A 17,174-nucleotide genomic window follows, 5' to 3' on the forward strand; every position below is an offset into this window, starting at 1 on the left:
CGATGAGAAATCGCCGATCGTCCTGTGTTTGGGTCGTTAGTGGACTCTGCTTCAATCATGGGGTGTGAGCTGCGGCAATGCCGCAATAATCGACAGTTGGGCCGAGGCCTGACAACAGTCGCCGGGTTAACTGCAAGGCGCACGTAATGCGACCATTCGCACTGAACGCAGCAATGCGGAGCAGTTGCTTCGCTGTCGAAGTTTCGGGATTCGGCAAGGCGGTCCGATGGACCTCGGCCGGCGAACAGCTTCAGGCCGAATTTTGTGCATGGGGAAAGGTTTCTGAACACATGACGGTTCTCGAGATGGCCGCGCCCACGAAAGAACGGCCACAACAACACCGACGAGTAGCGCCGGAGAGGGCTGGTGGAGTTTCCGCACGCAGGAAATGGCAATCTGCGTATCTTCGTCGTCTGGCGATCACCGACACGATCATTGTTGCGGCAGTTGTGTTTCTGGCTCAATGGTGGCGATTCGGTAGCGACGCGGATGTCGTAGACGGTGAAGCATTCGGCCATTTCAGCTACACCGCACTGTCTTTCGCCCTGATTATCGGCTGGTTCGCCGTATTGAGAGTATTTCGCACCAGATCCCCTCGCGTGATCGGAAGCGGCCCTGAAGAGTACCGATTGATCGCCGTCGGAACGCTCCGCCTGTTCGGACTGATTGCGATCGCCAGCCTTCTCCTTCACCTGGAGATCGCGCGCCTGTACCTCGCCGTGGCGTTTCCGATGGGATTGACCGCCTTGATCGCGAGTCGTTGGATCTGGCGACGGGTGATTGCTCGTGAGCGAGCCCGAGGTGAATTTCGAACTGCCGTACTCGTGGTCGGTGTGCGAGGGGCGGTTGTCGATCTTGCACGCAACCTCGAGCGAGACGATGCCCATGGATACCGAGTCGTCGGAGTCTGCGTACCTGGCTACGGAGGAGACGTGGGCGAAGTTGTCACAGTGAACGGTCGGGACATTCCGGTGCTCGGAGATGAGCACAGTGTCACGGACGCAATCGAACAGGTCGGTGCCGACACGGTGGCAGTGACGGCGTCGGAGCGATTCGGACCGGAAAGGCTGCGCACGTTGGCCTGGGCTCTCGAGCGCGATCATGTGGACCTTGTTGTTGCACCAGGGATTCTGGATGTGTCCGGACCGAGGCTGTCGATGCGCCCGGTCGCAGGATTTCCGCTGATCCATGTCGAGCGTCCGCGCTATCACGGCGCGCAGAAGTTCACGAAGACGACCTTCGACATCGTCTTCTCGACCGTGGTACTCGCCGTGATCAGTCCGGTGCTTCTGGCGGCTGCGATCGCAGTCAAGCTCACGAGCAAGGGGCCGGTTCTGTACAAGTCCGAGCGGATGGGGTTGGACGGGCAGCCGTTCCCCATGCTCAAGTTCCGCTCGATGGTCCAGAATGCGGATTCTCAAGTCACGGCGCTGATGAAGGAGAACGAAGGCGCCGGAGTGCTTTTCAAGATGCGAGATGATCCGCGTGTGACGACGGTCGGTCGCTTCATGCGTCGGTACTCGATCGACGAGTTGCCCCAGTTCGTCAATGTTCTTCGGCGCGAGATGAGCGTCGTCGGACCGCGGCCACCGCTTCGGCGCGAGGTCGAGATGTACGACGGTGCGGTCAGTCGCCGGCTACTGGTCAAGCCCGGTGTCACCGGTCTGTGGCAAGTCAGCGGACGTTCTGATCTGTCGTGGGAAGACACTGTCCGCCTTGATCTTTCCTACGTCGACAACTGGTCGATGATGGGTGACGTCATGATCGTCGCGAAGACGCTCAAGGCGGTGGTGGGAAGTGATGGCGCCTACTGACAAGAATGCGGCACCGGCGCCTTGCGAAAATGAGGCACCGAACAATCCGCTGATCTTGCGAACGGCATTGGTGATCGCGGTCATCGGCGCGAGCGGAGCCTTTCAGGCCTACACGCAGAAGACAGCGCTCGGATCGTTGCTCGTACACGGTTCGGCTGTTCTCTCGGCGACACTCGCGTTGGTCTACTTCCTCGACCGGCGATACTCACGCAACGCGTCCTGGCCTGTCTTCACGCTTCTGATCGCGGCCGGCGTTCCGGCAACCAGCTGGTACTGGTCGACGTTGCCCCGGAACTCCGTCGTCGCCGGCATCGTCATCGTGTGCCTGGCGATCACGGGAATCATGGTCGCCCGCGAGTTGACCTTCCCGGTGCGAGTGCGGACTGTGGCCGTCACCTTGCTGGTACTACTCGTGCTGTCGCTGATGGTCGTGGTCCTCGATCCTTCGACCGGCATCGATGTGGACACCCGCACTGTTGCCTATCGCGGAATCTTCACGCACAAGAATACTTTGGGCCGAATGGCTGCGATCGAAGTTGTCCTTGTTGCTGTCATGCTCATGCTTCCCGACGTCAAGCGTATTCCGTGGGTGGCGGCGTTGGCTGTCGCCGGCATCGTGTTGTTCGAAGCCCGGAGCCAGACCAGTCTCGTCGCTGCAGGGATTGCGCTGGCGACAGTGCTTGCTCTGAAGTGCCTTCGACGGACACCTAACGCTCGCCTCGCCTCGACGGTGATCATCGGGCTGTACATCGGGGTGTCCGGCGCGATGAAGGTGCTCGGACCCGATGTCGCAGCGCTACTCTCGCGAGATGTCACGTTGACCGGCCGGCTGCATCTCTGGACGGTATCCGAGTACTACGCCGAACAGCGGCCCCTGCTCGGATGGGGCTTCGGCTCGGTCTGGGCACCTGACAGCGTTGTCGGACAGATGATCCGGTCCAAGCTGTCCTTTCCGGCGACCAGCGCGCACAACGGAATGCTCGACATTCGTCTCCAGATCGGTTGGATCGGATTCCTGCTGCTGTTGGCCGGCTATTACCTGCTTCTGAACACGGCGCTCGGGCGAGCTCGCAGCAGAACGGAGTACATCGCCGTCGTCGCGATCATGGTTCTCGTCTTCTCGATGGACTTGACGGAGTCGACGCTCTTCTTCGGCGCCATGTGGCTGATCGCATGGGTCTTCCTGGCGCCGTACGGACCCTCGACGCACCGCTCTCACAGTGCAGGCAACGCCGAATTGTCGATCCGTAGGGGTCGTGCGTACGGGTTCGCTCCGGAGCGAAGAGGAGGTCAGTGAGATGTACAAGTCGTTCGATGTGGCGCGTTCGAAGCCTGAAGTGAACCCGACGTCCGCCGGTGGATCCACGCCGCCGAAAGCCTTGATGTTCCATGCGATCTATCGGAATCCGGGTGGTGAGGAGCAGAGCTTCGCGAACGAATCCAAGCTCCTCGAGTCGATCGGATACGAGACGGTTCAGTGCACCACCGAGAATTCCAAGATCTCCCGGGGACCGTGGGCGGCAGTCACCGCAGTGTTCAGTCCTCGAGTACTCGTCGATGCGTTGCGCATCATTCGTTCGGAGCGACCGGACATCGTCTACGTGAACAATCTCTGGCCGGCGTTCTCGGCTTCGTTGCTCGTGGCCGCACGAACCGCCGCAATTCCTACGTTGCAGGCGGTTCGGAACTATCGCCTGGCCACACCGTCAGCCAAGTTGCGCGCAGATGGCACGTGCACCGAATGCGGTTCCACCAATTACTTCACGAGTTGTGTCCGCAACGGATGCTACGGAAACAGCCGACTGCAGAGCCTTGTCTGCTACCTGAGCGCTGCGGCGGTCAAGCTGAGCGTCTTGGGGTGGAAGCAGCACAGGTTCGTCGCAACGAGCGCAATGACAGCACGTCTGGTCGAGGGACGACTGATCGATTCTGGTCGCGTCGTGGTTCGTCCGAACTTCGGATTCGAAGAAAATGAACCCGAGTTCCGGAGCACTGATTCGGTTGTGTGCGTCAGCCGACTGACACCGGAGAAGGGCGTCCTGGACTTGGTGCGCAACTGGCCGCAGGGCGCTGGAAGTCCCTCGCTCACAGTTCTCGGTGACGGACCGCAGTACGGCGAGATCTCCAGCATAAGCGCAGCTCTCGACAACGTCACGCTGGCCGGATTCACTTCACACGAAGATGTGATCGAGATACTCCGCGACAGTGCGGCGTCCGTGGTGCCGTCTCAATGGGCAGAACCGTTCGGGCGGGTTGCGATCGAGTCGATGTCGGTTGGCACCCCGGTCATCTACGCAACCAGCGGTGCACTCGCGGACATCGTCGGACCGGGCGGAACGCCTCTCCATACCTTGGAAGAGTCGTCGATACGCGAGGCCCTCGACCGAATCTTCGGAGCGGACGACCGATCGGCGATACGCAGATCCGCTTATCGTCACTACTCGAATCGCTTCACATCGAGCAAAGCGGCGACGTCGATGCGTGAGCTCATCAACGAGGTGAGATCGTGAACGATCGCACTCGGCATGTGACATTCATGGCCGATCAAGGGCTTTCGAGCGTCCTCACTTTTGTCGTTCTCACCTCGGTGGCACGACTCGGTGGTCCGATCGAAGTCGGCCAGGTTGCCGTGATTCAATCGGCGGGTCTGTTGGCACTGGCACTGGGGAGAGCGATCGGCGTCGACGTCTGGCTGTCGCGAGGGGCGGGGTCCGACGAGCGTGGACCGGCGTTGGCACCCACGATCGTGCTGGCGGCGGTATCGGTGACATCGGTGTGGGCACTGTTCCTGATCGCCGGCTCGGACTCGATGAATCTCACGGTATACGCCTTGGCTGCAGCTGGTTTCGTGGTTTTGGACGTGATACGCACGATGCTGATGCACGACGGAGCGAGTTGGATCTCTGCGTCGATACAGATCGTGACACTCTCGTTCGTCCTTATTGCAGCTTTCCTGGTCGAGAATCTGACACTTGCACTCGTGACCTATACGGTCGGTGTCTTCGTCGCGCTCGCTCTCGGTCACGCATCCATGCGTCTGGTACCGCCGGTGCCGTCGATCAGCTACTCGCGCACTCACCGATATAGATCCGTGCCGTTTGCGATCGAGATATTGATGGGATCAGCTGCGCAGCAGGCGATGTTCTTGATACTCACCGTGGTGGCGTCGATATCGATGATCGGTGAGATCAGAACTGCCCAGACACTGCTCGGTCCACTGTCCTTGATGTTCGCGGGCATCTCGCCAATTCTGATGCGTAAGTTCGGCAGTGGTGTCGAAGCGATGAGCCCGAGCGAGTGCATGGCACTCGGCCGCCGAGTGGGCTTGCAGATCTTCTGGGTTTCGATCATCTGCGTTTCGCTGATCTGTCTCACGCTCGAGATTCGACTCTCGGGAGTGCGATTGATGGATCATCTGGTCGGGCCGCACTTTCCGAACTTGATACCGGTCATTCTGCTGTGCGGGTTGGCGGTGGCGTTCAACGGGATTCTGCTGGGAGTCGGCACGTCGATCCGCGTCGTGGACAAGACGGGAAACCTCAACAGATTTCGAGCCTTGCTGTTGCCTCTACAGTTTCTGATCGTTCTCGGGGCAGGACTGACCGACAGCGCCGTGCACGTCGCAGGAGCATTGGCCGCGTCGGCGTGCGTCAGCGCGAGCGTCGCACTCCTGGTCTCGATGAACCGTGGCGCCCGACCGAAAGTTGACCTCTCATGAAGAATCCCAGCGGCGTCATAGTGGCGATTCTGACCTTCCGTCGCGAATCGGAACTGGCTGTGTGCATCGACAGCGTCCGGGCATCGATCCAGGCTTCCGGTGTCTCCGCCCAGGTCGTAGTAGGCGACAATGATCCGGAATCCACCACACCGACGTATGTTGCCGACGGGATCGAACGACTGCATCTCGGATTTGGCGGGGTATCTCCGGCGCGACGTGCGCTGGTCGATCTCGCCCGTGCACGAGATCGTCGTTACATCGTCTTCGTCGACGACGACGAGTACGTCGATGTCGACTGGCTGTCGAATCTCCTCACCTGCGCCGCAGATTTCGACGCAGGTGCTGTGGCCGGTCCTGTGATTCCGGCGGGTCTGCCTGCCTCAGAACTTCCATTGCACACTCGCGTTCGCCATTCGACCGGCACCCCGGTTGCGTCTGCAGGCGCTGGAAATCTGTTGTTGGACCTGAAGACTTTGAACGGCTTGAACTTCAGTGACGACTGGGATCTACCTGGCGGCGAGGACACCGAGTTCACGCTCAGGATGAGCGCCGGCGGTGTCCGGTTGTTGTGGTGCGACGAGGCGCTTGCGTACGAACCCGTCGACGAGGATCGGCGTCGGGACTCCTGGCTCTTCGCCCGGTATGTCAACAACGGACGAATCCTCGCGGTCTGTCAGGGACAGCTCGACCTGCCACTGTTGACGGCTCAGAGTGCCAAACGCGCTCTGCTCGTACTCGCGTCGGCGACGTTGATCCCCGTTGCCCTGATCAGTCCACGGATCAAACGCGTGGTTCTCGACCACGGTGCACGCAACATCGGTTGGTTCTCAGAGCGATTCAGCCGCCGCGATTCTCGGAAGCCGCGCGCACAGAGGCTGGTGGTAGCGCGATGACACGGTTGTTGATGACGGCATACGCCTGCGATCCGAATCAAGGGAGTGAATCCGGTGCGGGTTGGGCGCTTCTCTCGGCGGCTTCCGAACTGTGTGAGTCGATCACGGTGGTGACTCGCTCCGGTGAGGCTCCCGCATTGGAATCGGAGTGTGAAAAGCTCGGTTGCGAAGTTCGTGTCGTGCGAATAGCGACTTTGACCGCGGAAGAAGCCGGATCGTACGGTCGATACCTCCGATGGCTCTGGCACACTTCACTGTTCGTTCGGCGTGAAGCGGCAAACTTCGACGTCCTGCACCATGCAACTTTCGCCTCCGACTGGCTGCCACCACCGGTGCTGTTCGGTGGAGCCGGCGGCGCACGACTCGTATGGGGGCCTGCCGGGGGCAACACCTACCCGCCGATGCCGCTCGCCAAGCGCATCGGTATGCGGTATCTGGCAACCACGGCAGTTCGAACCTGCTCGACGAAAGCCGTTCGGTCACTGACACATGTCTTCATGGCCGGACGAGTCGACACTTTCATCGCGATGAACTCCGACAGCGGGCGTGGCGCACCGCGGGCACGCAACGTCGTCATCCAACCCAATTGTGTTCTGGACTACGACGGAATCGAGAAGCAAGCGGTACCCCGGCCGAAACGAAGGCTCTTGTTCGTAGGAAGACTGTTGCAGTACAAAGGAATCGACCTGATTCTGGACGCGCTCGAGCATTTGGGCGCCGAGTGGTCCATGACCTTTGTCGGGGAGGGAACCGCCCGCGGGCGGATCGAGAAGTCGCTTCCGTATCGGCGCGGTCAGGTCACGCTTCGCGGGTGGCTCGACAGATCGGAAGTGGTGGGCGAGATGGGGGCCTCCTCCGTTCTGCTCTTCCCGAGCATGCACGATTCGGGCGGCTGGGTGGCGGCCGAAGCGGCTGCGGTGGGCCTCCCGGTGGTCTGTTTGGATCTCGGCGGTGTGCCGACACTGGCCGGTAGTAACGCCGTGGCGATCCCGGTTGCTCCGGCCTCGACTCTCGCCTCTCGTATCGCTCGATCGGTTGTCGAGACAGAACTTTCTTTCTTTGAACCGCAGCGTGATTGGACTCGATCTCGGTTGACATCGGTCTTGTCGCGCAGTTACGGCCAGTGCAATGAACGTCAACAAACGAACTCGAAGAAGTGGTGAGACAGATGAGCAGTCCGTTCGAGGTCATCGAGGTGGGTGGCATTCCGTTTGCCGCGACCAATCTCGAGGGAGCTACCGATTGGGTAGTCAACGACAGACGAGAGGGAGCGGGAACCGGAGTCTCCGTGAGGTTGTCGAATTCCTACTGCGTGTCGGCGGCGCACAGCGATCGCGACTACTCAGCGGTTTTGAAGGGTCCCGGTGTGAACTTCGCAGACGGAACCCCGGTCAACTGGGTGATGCGCCTGATCGGCGGCACCGCTTCCGATCACGTCGGTGTTCGACCAGTCCGGGGTCCGTCGTTCTTCGAGGCCACCCTGGACAAGGGGCGCCGCTACGGCCTCCGTCACCACTTTGTCGGCACGACAGAAGAGACGTTGAGCCTCTTGACGGATCGAGTCGAGGAGTTATACCCGGGCATCGAGGTGGCTGGCACTTATGCCCCGCCGTTTGCCGCGTTCAGCAAGGAGTTCGTCGATGACATCATCACGAAGGTCGGTCCGTCGGCCCCGGACATCGTGTGGGTCGGCTTGGGAGCTCCGAAGCAGGATTTTGTCACGAAGGCGATAGCGGATCGAACCGACTACGTGGCCGTCGGTGTCGGCGCGGCCTTCGACTTCTTGGCCGGAACTGTTTCGGAGGCACCATCTTTCGTCCAGAACTCGGGTTTCGAGTGGCTGTATCGACTTGCATCGGAACCCAAACGTCTGTGGCGGCGCTACCTGTTCGGTAACTCGACATTCGTTCGGTTGGCATCGCGTGACATTCGAAAGTTCCGCGGCCGTTCGGGGGGACGCACATGAGCGAGATCAAGACTGCCGGGCGATTCGGAGGAATACGGACCACAACCGTGGTTTCGCAACTATCAGGCGGGCTGTCCCGCAACGGAAGGAACGCAGGATGAAACGCGCACTGATTACCGGAATCACGGGACAGGACGGCTCTTACCTCGCCGAGTTGCTGCTCTCCAAAGGCTACGAGGTTCACGGACTGATCCGTCGATCGTCGACGTTCAATACTTCGAGGATCAACCACATCTATGTGGACCCCCACCATGCGGATGCACGGCTTTTCCTTCACTACGGTGACCTCAGTGACGGAGCGCGCCTGGTGACGCTGCTCGCGCAGATCAAACCGGACGAGGTATACAACCTCGCTGCGCAGTCTCACGTCAGAGTCAGCTTCGACGAACCCGAACACACGGGGAACACGACAGGTGTCGGGTCGATCCGACTACTGGAGGCGGTTCGGATGGCCGGACTCGACTGCCGGTTCTACCAGGCGTCGAGCTCTGAGATGTTCGGTGCCACACCACCACCGCAGAACGAGGAGACGCCGTTCTATCCACGCTCGCCCTACGGTGCGGCGAAGGTGTACTCGTACTGGATCACCAAGAACTACCGTGAGGCGTACGGAATCTTCGCGGTGAACGGAATTCTGTTCAATCACGAGTCCCCCAGGCGCGGTGAGACGTTCGTGACGCGCAAGATCACGCGGGCAGTCGCACGTATCAAGGCCGGGATCGAGGATCATCTGTACATGGGTAATCTCGATGCGATACGCGATTGGGGGTACGCGCCGGAGTATGTCGAGGGAATGTGGCGCATGCTGCAGGTCGACGAGCCTGAGGATTTTGTGCTGGCCACCGGTGGCAACTACTCGGTGCGCGACTTCCTCACAGTCGCTTTCGAACACGCAGGTCTGAACTGGGAGAACCACGTTCGATTCGACGAACGGTATCTTCGGCCGACCGAGGTGGACGCACTGATCGGGGATCCGAGCCATGCCGAGCGCAAACTCGGTTGGAAGGCCGGCGTGCACACACCCGAACTGGCCCGGATCATGGTCGAGGCAGACATCGAAGCGCTCGAACATGAAGGGCGCCCGTGGATCGACACTCCGGCACTTCCCGACTGGTTGGCGACGCGATGAGTGATTCATTCGCAGCGCGGCCACTCGATCGAGGCGCACCGTTCTACGTGGCTGGACACCGAGGTCTGGTCGGCTCTTCGGTGTGGCGAAAATTGGAATCTGCCGGCTTCTCCCGGTTGCTCGGACAGACCTCCGCCGAACTCGATCTGCGTGACCGGGAAGCTGTTTTCGATTTTTTCGCCCGCGAAAAGCCGACCAACGTGATCCTTGCAGCAGCAAAAGTTGGTGGGATTGCGGCGAACAGCACGTTCCTCGTCGACTTCCTGTCGGAGAATCTCCGTATCCAGGTGAACGTGCTCGACGCTGCCCTTGCACACGGCGTCGAGCGTCTCCTGTTCCTCGGATCATCGTGCATCTACCCGAAATTGGCGCCGCAGCCGATCAAGGAGGAATACCTGCTCACCGGGCATCTCGAGCCGACCAACGACGCCTATGCAATAGCAAAGATTGCGGGAATACTCCATGTTCAAGCTGCCAGGCGGCAGCATGGTCGATCGTGGATCTCGGCGATGCCCACCAACCTGTACGGTCCGGGCGACAATTTCTCGCCGCGCGGATCGCATGTACTTCCCGCCCTCGTTCGGCGTTACGACGAGGCGCAGTCATCCGCAGTGCCGTTGGTTGTCAACTGGGGGAGTGGCAATCCTCGACGTGAATTTCTGCATGTCGACGATCTGGCGTCGGCGTGTCTGCATCTGCTCGACAACTACGACGGTGCATCGCACGTCAACGTGGGAACCGGCGAGGACCACACAATTCGTGAGATCGCTTCGATGGTCGCCGACGAGGTCGGATACACCGGCGAGACGCGGTGGGACACCTCGAAGCCTGACGGAACAATGCAGAAACTCTTGGACGTGAGCATGATTCGTGAACTCGGATGGCGGCCGACAATCGGATTGCGCGAGGGAATCGCGTCGACGGTCTCGTGGTACCGAGACAACATCGGTGCCGTACGCACCTGAATTACCCATCCCATCAACACTTCACACACTGTCGAGAAAGCAGATCGAGCAACATGAGCACTCGCATAGCAGTTTTCGGCACGGGATACCTGGGCGCGACACACGCGGCGTGTATGGCCGAACTCGGTCACGAGGTCCTCGGAGTGGATGTCGACGCGGCCAAGCTGGAGAAGCTGGCAGCAGGGGAAGTTCCTTTCTACGAGCCAGGTTTGGGCGAGGTCCTACGACGAAACATCGATCGGGGAAGGCTGAAGTTCACGTCGTCTTACGAGGAAGCCGCTGAATTTTCGGACGTGTTCTTCCTCGGGGTCGGTACGCCGCAGAAGAAGGGTGAGTTCGCCGCTGACATGGGTTACGTGGATGCCGTGATCGAAACTCTGGCACCGCTGCTCACCAAACCCGCGGTCATCTTCGGGAAGTCCACGGTGCCGGTGGGAACCGCGGAACGGCTCGGTAAGCGCGCGCGGGAACTGGCACCGGTTGGTGACGGCGTCGAAGTCGCATGGAATCCCGAGTTTCTGCGCGAGGGGTTTGCCGTCCAGGACACATTGCATCCAGATCGTCTGGTGCTCGGGGTCGACCGCGGTGGACACGGTCGCGCGGAATCCGCTGCGCGCGAGGTTTATGCAGACCTCCTCGATGAGGGAATTCCCTTTCTCGTCACGGACCTCGCTACGGCCGAGTTGGTCAAAGCGTCAGCGAATGCATTCCTGGCCACGAAGATCTCGTTCATCAACGCGATTTCCGAAGTGTGCGAGGCTGCTGGCGCCGACGTCACAGTGCTCGCCGACGCGATCGGGTACGACGTTCGGATCGGACGTCGATTCCTCAACGCGGGAATTGGTTTCGGCGGCGGTTGCCTACCCAAGGACATCCGTGCCTTCATGGCTCGCGCCGGTGAACTCGGTGCCGACCAAGCACTGACGTTCCTACGCGAAGTCGACAACATCAACATGCGCAGACGGACACGCATGGTCGAACTGGCGCGGGAGGCATGCGGATCGCTTCTCGGTGCGAGAGTCGCAGTTCTGGGTGCCGCGTTCAAACCGGACTCGGACGACGTTCGTGATTCGCCGGCGCTCAACGTCGCGGGTCAGATTCAGCTTCAAGGCGCAGCAGTGAACGTGTACGACCCGAAGGCCATGGACAATTCGCGCGCGCTGTTCCCGACGTTGACCTATTCGGCAAATGCGTTGGAGGCGTGCGAAGGCGCCGATGTCGTCCTGGTGTTGACCGAGTGGCCCGAATTTTTGAAGTTGCAGCCGTCCGATCTCGATGCAGTCGTTCGCAAGAAGGTGATCGTCGACGGGCGCAATTGCCTTTCCCCCGACGAGTGGCGAGGCGCAGGTTGGAACTACCGCGGACTGGGACGCCCGTGAGCACAGGACGTTTCGTCCGTCGCAGCTGATCGATATCGAAATTGAGAAAGCCCGGTTCGCCCTCGCGGTCTGACCGGCAAAGACCGCTCAGACCCGCAGTGGACATGCGTGAGCCGAAGGAGACATCAAGATGGAAATTGTCGACTACCTGAAGATATTGCAAGCCAGATGGCGAATAGTCGCTGCTGTAACCGTGCTCGGAATCCTGGGAGCCCTTTGCGCTTCTCTTCTTTCGACGCCCGTTTACCAGGCCTCGACGAGGCTGTTCGTTTCGACGTCGGCGGGTACCTCGGTCAACGAGGCACTGCAGGGCAGTCAACTTTCACAGCAGCGAGTTCTGTCCTATACAAAACTCCTGACCGGCCGGACACTTGCGCAGCGGACGATCGACGAACTGGGACCGAGGGTGGTCGGCGGGATGTCGGCTGAAGAGTTGGCCTCCAAGGTCACTGCGACGTCGGCGCCCGACACTGTGTTGATCGACCTCGGAGTCAAGGATCCTTCACCGGAGCTCGCGCGAGAGATCGCAAATACTCTGTCGTCCGAATTCGTCGCACTGGCAAAGGAACTGGAGACACCCGAGAACGGCGGAACGCCGCCTGCACGTGTGGTCGTCGAGCAACAGGCCCAAGAGCCGTCTGTTCCCGTTTCGCCCAAGACTTCGCGCAATCTCGCTCTCGGAGCAGTGGTGGGACTGGTGTCGGGAATCGCGCTTGCGTTGATTCGCGATCGACTCGACAACACGGTGAAGGATCGTCGAACGGTGGAAGAGATTGCGGGTGTGGCGATGGTGGGCACGATCCCGTTCGACAAAGTCGTCGAAGTCAACCATGCGATCACTTTCAGTGACGGAAATTCCGTGAGTGCCGAAGCCTTCCGTGAATTGCGCACCAACCTTCAGTTCCTCGAGGTGGATCATCCACCGCGTGTCATCGTCGTCACGAGTTCGCTTCCCTCCGAGGGTAAGACGACGACCGCCGTGAACATCGCTCTTGTCTTGGCGGAGGCCGGTAAGTCAGTGTGCCTGATGGAAGGCGACCTCCGGAAGCCGCGAGTGTCGAAGTATCTGGGGTTGATCGGAAGCGTCGGCGTCAGTTCGGTGCTCTCCGGTCAAGCGACGCTGGACGATGTGCTTCAGCCGACCGAATTCGACGGGCTGACAGTGCTCGCCTCCGGACCGATCCCGCCGAACCCGAGCGAACTACTCGGCACGGACACGGCCAAACATGTTCTCGATGAACTGCGGGCGCGATACGACTACGTCATCATCGACGCCTCGCCGTTGCTACCCGTCACGGATGCCGCGGTCCTGGCCGCGATGTCGGACGGTGCCCTGGTGATCGCCCGACACGGCTCCACGAAGCGCGATCAACTGGCGCGCGCGGTCGGAAACCTACAGAGTGTGGGTGCACACGTCCTGGGCACTGTCATCACGATGACGCCGTCTCGCGGACGCAATGCGTACGAGTACAGCTACTACTACGAGTCGGACAAGTCGCTACCGCAGTTGACCGCGGTGCCCGCTCTCAGCGCTCACCGAAGCGAAGTCGGCTGAGCAGCGGGCCGAGGAGATCGGCGATCTCAAGTCCGATCTCGTGAAACACGTTCTCTTCCTTACCCATCGGATCCATGACGTCCTCGGGTTCGGCGGCACGAAATCGGGGTCTGGCGGCGGCGAGGTCCTCGACAGTTCGTGCATCTGCGAGCGAGCCCAACCGTGCGGCTTCTCGAAGTGTGAACGTGCGCTTGAGCCGCGCCGGAGCCATCGCCAGGACTTTGTCTCGCTGACTTTCGGTCATCGTGAGAATGAGGTCGGCGTCCGAGGCCAGCGCTGTTGTCATGCGTCGGGCTTGAAACTCCGTGGGGTCGCCGCCGAGCCCCGCGAGAACCCTCGCAGCAGTCGGCTCGATCGGGTGTCCGACCATCGCCCGGGTTCCGGCACTCGACGCGGTGAATCCGGAAACTCCGGCTTCGGCGGCATAAGCACGTGCAAGGCGTTCGCCAGTGGGTGATCGGCAGATGTTTCCCGTACAAACGAAGAGAACGTGCATGGCAGAAGCATAGGTTGCACGCGCGACGCACTCGTCGTACGCCCGATGTTGGTTTCGCGCCCACCTGGCGTACGCGTTTCGGAAAGTTCGGACGCATACCAACTACACATGAAGATGACCGTGTTCGGAACGGGATACCTGGGGGCGACCCACGCAGTGTGTATGGCCGAACTTGGTCACGACGTGCTGGGAGTCGACATCGACCAGTCCAAGGTCGACAAGTTGTCTCGTGGGGAGGTCCCGTTCTTCGAGCCGGGTCTGACCGACATGCTCGAGAAGAATCTGGCGTCGGGTCGGCTGCAGTTCACGACTTCCTACGCCGATGCCGCGGATTTTGCCGACATCCATTTTGTCGGTGTGGGGACGCCCCAGAAGAAGGGGGAGTACGCCGCAGATCTCAGTCATGTTCATTCGGTGATCGACATGTTGGCGCCGTTGTTGCGAAAGCCTTCGCTGATAGTCGGGAAGTCGACGGTGCCGGTAGGCACGGCAGCGGCGCTCGGCGAGCGACTCCGAGCGAATTCGCCGGCGGGTGGCTCGGTAGAGGTGGCCTGGAATCCGGAGTTCCTGCGTGAAGGACACGCGATCGCGGATACCTTGAGCCCTGACCGGTTGGTTCTGGGGATCGATCGTGACCGGCCGGGAAACGCCGAAGGCGTTCTTCGCGAGGTGTATGCCGAGATACTGGGCGCGGGGGTGCCGTTCCTCGTGACCGATCTGGCGACGTCCGAGTTGGTCAAGGGATCTGCGAACGCGTTTCTCGCGACCAAGGTGTCCTTCATCAATGCGATTGCGGAGGTGTGCGAGGCGACCGGCGCCGACGTCACGATGTTGGCCGACGCTCTCGGGTACGACGCTCGGATCGGTAGACGGTTCCTCAATGCGGGCTTGGGGTTCGGCGGTGGTTGCCTGCCGAAGGACATTCGGGCGTTCATGGCACGCGCCGGGGAATTGGGTGTCGACCAGGCCCTGTACTTCCTCCGCGAGGTAGACAGCATCAACATGCGACGACGCACAAAAGCTGTGGAACTGGTGACGGCAGCCTGCGATGGCAGTTTGCTGGGAGCTAACGTCTCGGTTCTGGGGGCCGCGTTCAAGCCCGAATCCGACGATGTGCGCGATTCGCCTGCGCTCAACGTTGCAGGAATGATGCAGTTGCACGGGGCAGCGGTCACCGTTTTCGATCCGAAGGCCATGGACAATTCTCGCCGACTGTTTCCCACCCTTCACTATGCAACCTCCACGTCAGAAGCTTGCAGAAATGCTGATGTGGTCTTGATCGCCACGGAATGGGACGAGTTCGCCTCACTCGTGCCCGGCGATTTGGAACCACTCGTTCGGCGGCGGGTGATCGTTGACGCCAGAAATTGCCTCGATCCGGACCTGTGGCGCGGCGCCGGTTGGAACTACCGCGGATTGGGGCGGTAGGTCGACCGTCCAGGTTGCGAAAAAATAGCTGCGAGAAGGCCTTAGGTGAGATGCGCGAACCTCGCAGACCATGCCCAGTGGGTAGACTTCCGGCCGGGGAATGACGGGGTCTGCTGACGGAACCCGTCGCCGGTCGACGAAGGTGGATCATGAACTTGGTTTTGGGTGTGACGGTGGGAGCCAGCGCTGTGCGTTTGGCGCGCCCGGGGACGCCCGACCACAGTGGTCCGGTGTTCCGATCCAGAGCGGTCGATCGCGGTCGTGAGATTCCGGAGGAAGTCGCAGCGGAGGCAACCGGCGTGGCCTTGACCGAGAATGCCGATCTCGGCAGCAATACGGTCGTCGCCTACCGGGATCAAGCGCAGGCCGGAGCACTCCAAACAGCGTTCGAACAGAAAGGCATCGACAACTTCGAGCTGGTTCCCGAAGTAGTCGCGACGCTTCGAATGCTCGAGGTGTCCGGTGCGCTGACCGACCAGAGCACACTCGTCGTCGTCGACATCGGTAGTTCTGGATCGACGATCAGCATTGTGGACAGGCAGATGCGGTCTACCGTCGTCACCGCCCGGTCGACGCGGGTCAGCGGAGATCACTTCGACGAGCTCGTCTACTCGGATCAGACCGTGCGTCGCCGTATAGCTACGCCGGCCGACCCGGGTGGCGATGCCGAACTGCAGGCGCGATGCCGACTCGCGAAGGAACAGCTGTCCTCACGAAGTGCGGTGTGCCTGCCCGGGCCCGGCGGGCTTCTCCTGCTGTCGCGGGAAGTTTTCGATTCGTTGGTCGTCACGTCGGTGGAGGCCTTCGCACGCGAGATTCGAGAGGTCATCGCAACGTCCGGCCGTAACCCCGACGCGATTCTCCTGATCGGTGGCGGTGCACGCATTCCGATCGTGCGGGCGACCCTCGCCGCGTGGCTGGAGTGCCCCCTCATCGCGCCCGAGCAGCCGGAACTCGTGACTGCGCAAGGCGCTGCGCTGATCGCGGAGTCGTCGATGACGCCATCGGCGCGCGCGGTATCTGCCCCGGTTCAGGTTCCGGCTGTAGCGCCGATCTTTGCGCCGTATCCGATCCACACCCCGGCGGAGGTACCCGTTCCGGTTCAGGCGTTCAGCCACGGAGGGGTGGCAACGCTCGCGGAATCGGAGCGGCCGAATGCCTTGTCCGAAGCCGCTTCCGGCACGAAGTCCGTTCCGCAGGAACAGGTGCCGAGCCCTTACGCGGCGGAACTGCCTCAGCCGCGACCGAACCGACACGAGCAACGATTCGATCCGGCCGCAGATCTCGCGGTCGCCGACAGCGACCAGGCCACGGACGGATTCGGCACAGAACATGACGCCGACACCGAGGCTGTGATGGTTGACGCCCAGGCGTACTCGGCGATGTACGAAGGCGAGGCACCCGGGGCAGGAACCGCACACCCGTCCTGGCTCGCCGGGACACAACCCGTCGAATCGACATCCAAAGAGCCGAGAAACCCGCTACGGTTCGCTGGCCTCGGCGCCGGTGTGATCGCGGCGATCGTGATCGTGGGGTTGGGATTGGGCTACGGAGGAAAGGTCTTCGATTCCGAGGATGCCGGACCTGTGGCAACCGAGGTGACTACGCCGCCGCCGACGACCACGACTACCCCGCCGCCTACGACCACAACGACCCCGCCCCCGACGACGACGGAGGAAGCCCCTCCGGTCGTCGAGGCTCCGCCAGTCGTGCAGGACACTTACGTGCCGCCCGCGCCCGCTCCCGCGCCGCCACCGCCCGCGATCTACATTCCGGGGCTTCCGCCGATTCTGTTACCGGTTCTCCCACCGATTCCCGGACTCTGAGGCTC

At 61.2% G+C, this 17,174-nt stretch carries 14 protein-coding genes; 13 read left to right on the forward strand and 1 reads right to left on the reverse strand.

Annotation, left to right across the window (positions count from 1 at the left end; all coding sequences use genetic code 11):
• Positions 1-290 precede the first annotated feature (290 nt).
• From FEZ59_RS22275 to FEZ59_RS22325, 11 genes are all read left to right on the forward strand, one after another.
• Positions 291-1,814 carry a sugar transferase gene (locus tag FEZ59_RS22275; RefSeq protein ID WP_060939111.1) on the forward strand — a complete coding sequence of 508 codons (1,524 nt, stop codon included), beginning with the start codon at positions 291-293 and terminating at the stop codon, positions 1,812-1,814.
• Positions 1,801-3,111, forward strand: a complete 1,311-nt coding sequence (locus FEZ59_RS22280) for an O-antigen ligase family protein (RefSeq protein WP_019747427.1) — start codon at positions 1,801-1,803, stop codon at positions 3,109-3,111. Before FEZ59_RS22275 ends, FEZ59_RS22280 begins: the two co-directional genes overlap by 14 nt.
• 1 nt (position 3,112) lies before the next feature.
• Positions 3,113-4,324 (forward strand): glycosyltransferase family 4 protein, encoded by a 1,212-nt coding sequence (locus FEZ59_RS22285; protein WP_021333834.1) that lies wholly within the window; start codon positions 3,113-3,115, stop codon positions 4,322-4,324.
• Positions 4,321-5,532 carry a hypothetical protein gene (locus FEZ59_RS22290; RefSeq protein WP_172933231.1) on the forward strand — a complete coding sequence of 404 codons (1,212 nt, stop codon included), beginning with the start codon at positions 4,321-4,323 and terminating at the stop codon, positions 5,530-5,532. Before FEZ59_RS22285 ends, FEZ59_RS22290 begins: the two co-directional genes overlap by 4 nt.
• The gene (locus FEZ59_RS22295; RefSeq protein WP_042951022.1) at positions 5,529-6,425 is read left to right on the forward strand and encodes a glycosyltransferase; all 897 of its coding nucleotides are present in this window, start codon (positions 5,529-5,531) and stop codon (positions 6,423-6,425) included. Before FEZ59_RS22290 ends, FEZ59_RS22295 begins: the two co-directional genes overlap by 4 nt.
• The gene (locus tag FEZ59_RS22300; protein ID WP_042951023.1) at positions 6,422-7,588 is read left to right on the forward strand and encodes a glycosyltransferase family 4 protein; all 1,167 of its coding nucleotides are present in this window, start codon (positions 6,422-6,424) and stop codon (positions 7,586-7,588) included. Before FEZ59_RS22295 ends, FEZ59_RS22300 begins: the two co-directional genes overlap by 4 nt.
• Positions 7,589-7,593: 5 nt before the next feature.
• Complete coding sequence (locus FEZ59_RS22305) at positions 7,594-8,391, forward strand: WecB/TagA/CpsF family glycosyltransferase (protein WP_172933232.1); 798 nt, start codon at positions 7,594-7,596, stop codon at positions 8,389-8,391.
• A gap of 97 nt (positions 8,392-8,488) precedes the next feature.
• Positions 8,489-9,520: a GDP-mannose 4,6-dehydratase gene (gmd, locus tag FEZ59_RS22310; protein WP_019747421.1), complete on the forward strand. Its 1,032-nt coding sequence runs from the start codon at positions 8,489-8,491 to the stop codon at positions 9,518-9,520.
• Positions 9,517-10,485 (forward strand): GDP-L-fucose synthase, encoded by a 969-nt coding sequence (locus tag FEZ59_RS22315; RefSeq protein ID WP_020906580.1) that lies wholly within the window; start codon positions 9,517-9,519, stop codon positions 10,483-10,485. Before gmd ends, FEZ59_RS22315 begins: the two co-directional genes overlap by 4 nt.
• 53 nt (positions 10,486-10,538) lie before the next feature.
• Entirely contained in the window at positions 10,539-11,864 is a 1,326-nt protein-coding gene (locus FEZ59_RS22320) for a UDP-glucose/GDP-mannose dehydrogenase family protein (RefSeq protein WP_172933233.1), read from the forward strand.
• A gap of 130 nt (positions 11,865-11,994) precedes the next feature.
• A complete protein-coding gene (locus tag FEZ59_RS22325; protein WP_172933234.1) occupies positions 11,995-13,419 on the forward strand; it encodes a polysaccharide biosynthesis tyrosine autokinase in 1,425 nt (474 codons plus the stop codon).
• Here FEZ59_RS22325 and FEZ59_RS22330 read toward each other — a convergent pair.
• The gene (locus FEZ59_RS22330) at positions 13,391-13,915 is read right to left on the reverse strand and encodes a protein tyrosine phosphatase (RefSeq protein WP_069146129.1); all 525 of its coding nucleotides are present in this window, start codon (positions 13,913-13,915) and stop codon (positions 13,391-13,393) included. The two genes, FEZ59_RS22325 and FEZ59_RS22330, sit on opposite strands and share 29 nt — an antisense overlap.
• Before the next feature lie 108 nt (positions 13,916-14,023).
• Here FEZ59_RS22330 and FEZ59_RS22335 point away from each other — a divergent pair, with 108 nt between their 5' ends.
• Together FEZ59_RS22335 and FEZ59_RS22340 are read left to right on the forward strand one after the other, a co-directional pair.
• On the forward strand, positions 14,024-15,343 hold the full coding sequence (locus FEZ59_RS22335; RefSeq protein WP_080910172.1) for a UDP-glucose/GDP-mannose dehydrogenase family protein: 1,320 nt from the start codon (positions 14,024-14,026) through the stop codon (positions 15,341-15,343).
• A 149-nt stretch (positions 15,344-15,492) separates the two neighbouring features.
• On the forward strand, positions 15,493-17,169 hold the full coding sequence (locus tag FEZ59_RS22340) for an Hsp70 family protein (RefSeq protein WP_242459913.1): 1,677 nt from the start codon (positions 15,493-15,495) through the stop codon (positions 17,167-17,169).
• Positions 17,170-17,174: the final 5 nt, after the last annotated feature.

The sequence above is a fragment of the Rhodococcus sp. MS13 genome (assembly GCF_013277835.1).
Lineage (GTDB): Bacteria > Actinomycetota > Actinomycetes > Mycobacteriales > Mycobacteriaceae > Rhodococcus_F > Rhodococcus_F erythropolis.

What these genes read in the sequence shown, in the direction of transcription:
- FEZ59_RS22275 (WP_060939111.1), top strand. Translation starts at nt 291, where the DNA reads ATGACGGTTCTCGAGATGGCCGCGCCCACGAAAGAACGGCCACAACAA.
- FEZ59_RS22280 (WP_019747427.1), top strand. Translation starts at nt 1,801, where the DNA reads ATGGCGCCTACTGACAAGAATGCGGCACCGGCGCCTTGCGAAAATGAG.
- FEZ59_RS22285 (WP_021333834.1), top strand. Translation starts at nt 3,113, where the DNA reads ATGTACAAGTCGTTCGATGTGGCGCGTTCGAAGCCTGAAGTGAACCCG.
- FEZ59_RS22295 (WP_042951022.1), top strand. Translation starts at nt 5,529, where the DNA reads ATGAAGAATCCCAGCGGCGTCATAGTGGCGATTCTGACCTTCCGTCGC.
- FEZ59_RS22300 (WP_042951023.1), top strand. Translation starts at nt 6,422, where the DNA reads ATGACACGGTTGTTGATGACGGCATACGCCTGCGATCCGAATCAAGGG.
- FEZ59_RS22305 (WP_172933232.1), top strand. Translation starts at nt 7,594, where the DNA reads ATGAGCAGTCCGTTCGAGGTCATCGAGGTGGGTGGCATTCCGTTTGCC.
- gmd (WP_019747421.1), top strand. Translation starts at nt 8,489, where the DNA reads ATGAAACGCGCACTGATTACCGGAATCACGGGACAGGACGGCTCTTAC.
- FEZ59_RS22315 (WP_020906580.1), top strand. Translation starts at nt 9,517, where the DNA reads ATGAGTGATTCATTCGCAGCGCGGCCACTCGATCGAGGCGCACCGTTC.
- FEZ59_RS22320 (WP_172933233.1), top strand. Translation starts at nt 10,539, where the DNA reads ATGAGCACTCGCATAGCAGTTTTCGGCACGGGATACCTGGGCGCGACA.
- FEZ59_RS22325 (WP_172933234.1), top strand. Translation starts at nt 11,995, where the DNA reads ATGGAAATTGTCGACTACCTGAAGATATTGCAAGCCAGATGGCGAATA.
- FEZ59_RS22330 (WP_069146129.1), bottom strand. Translation starts at nt 13,915, where the DNA reads ATGCACGTTCTCTTCGTTTGTACGGGAAACATCTGCCGATCACCCACT.
- FEZ59_RS22335 (WP_080910172.1), top strand. Translation starts at nt 14,024, where the DNA reads ATGAAGATGACCGTGTTCGGAACGGGATACCTGGGGGCGACCCACGCA.
- FEZ59_RS22340 (WP_242459913.1), top strand. Translation starts at nt 15,493, where the DNA reads ATGAACTTGGTTTTGGGTGTGACGGTGGGAGCCAGCGCTGTGCGTTTG.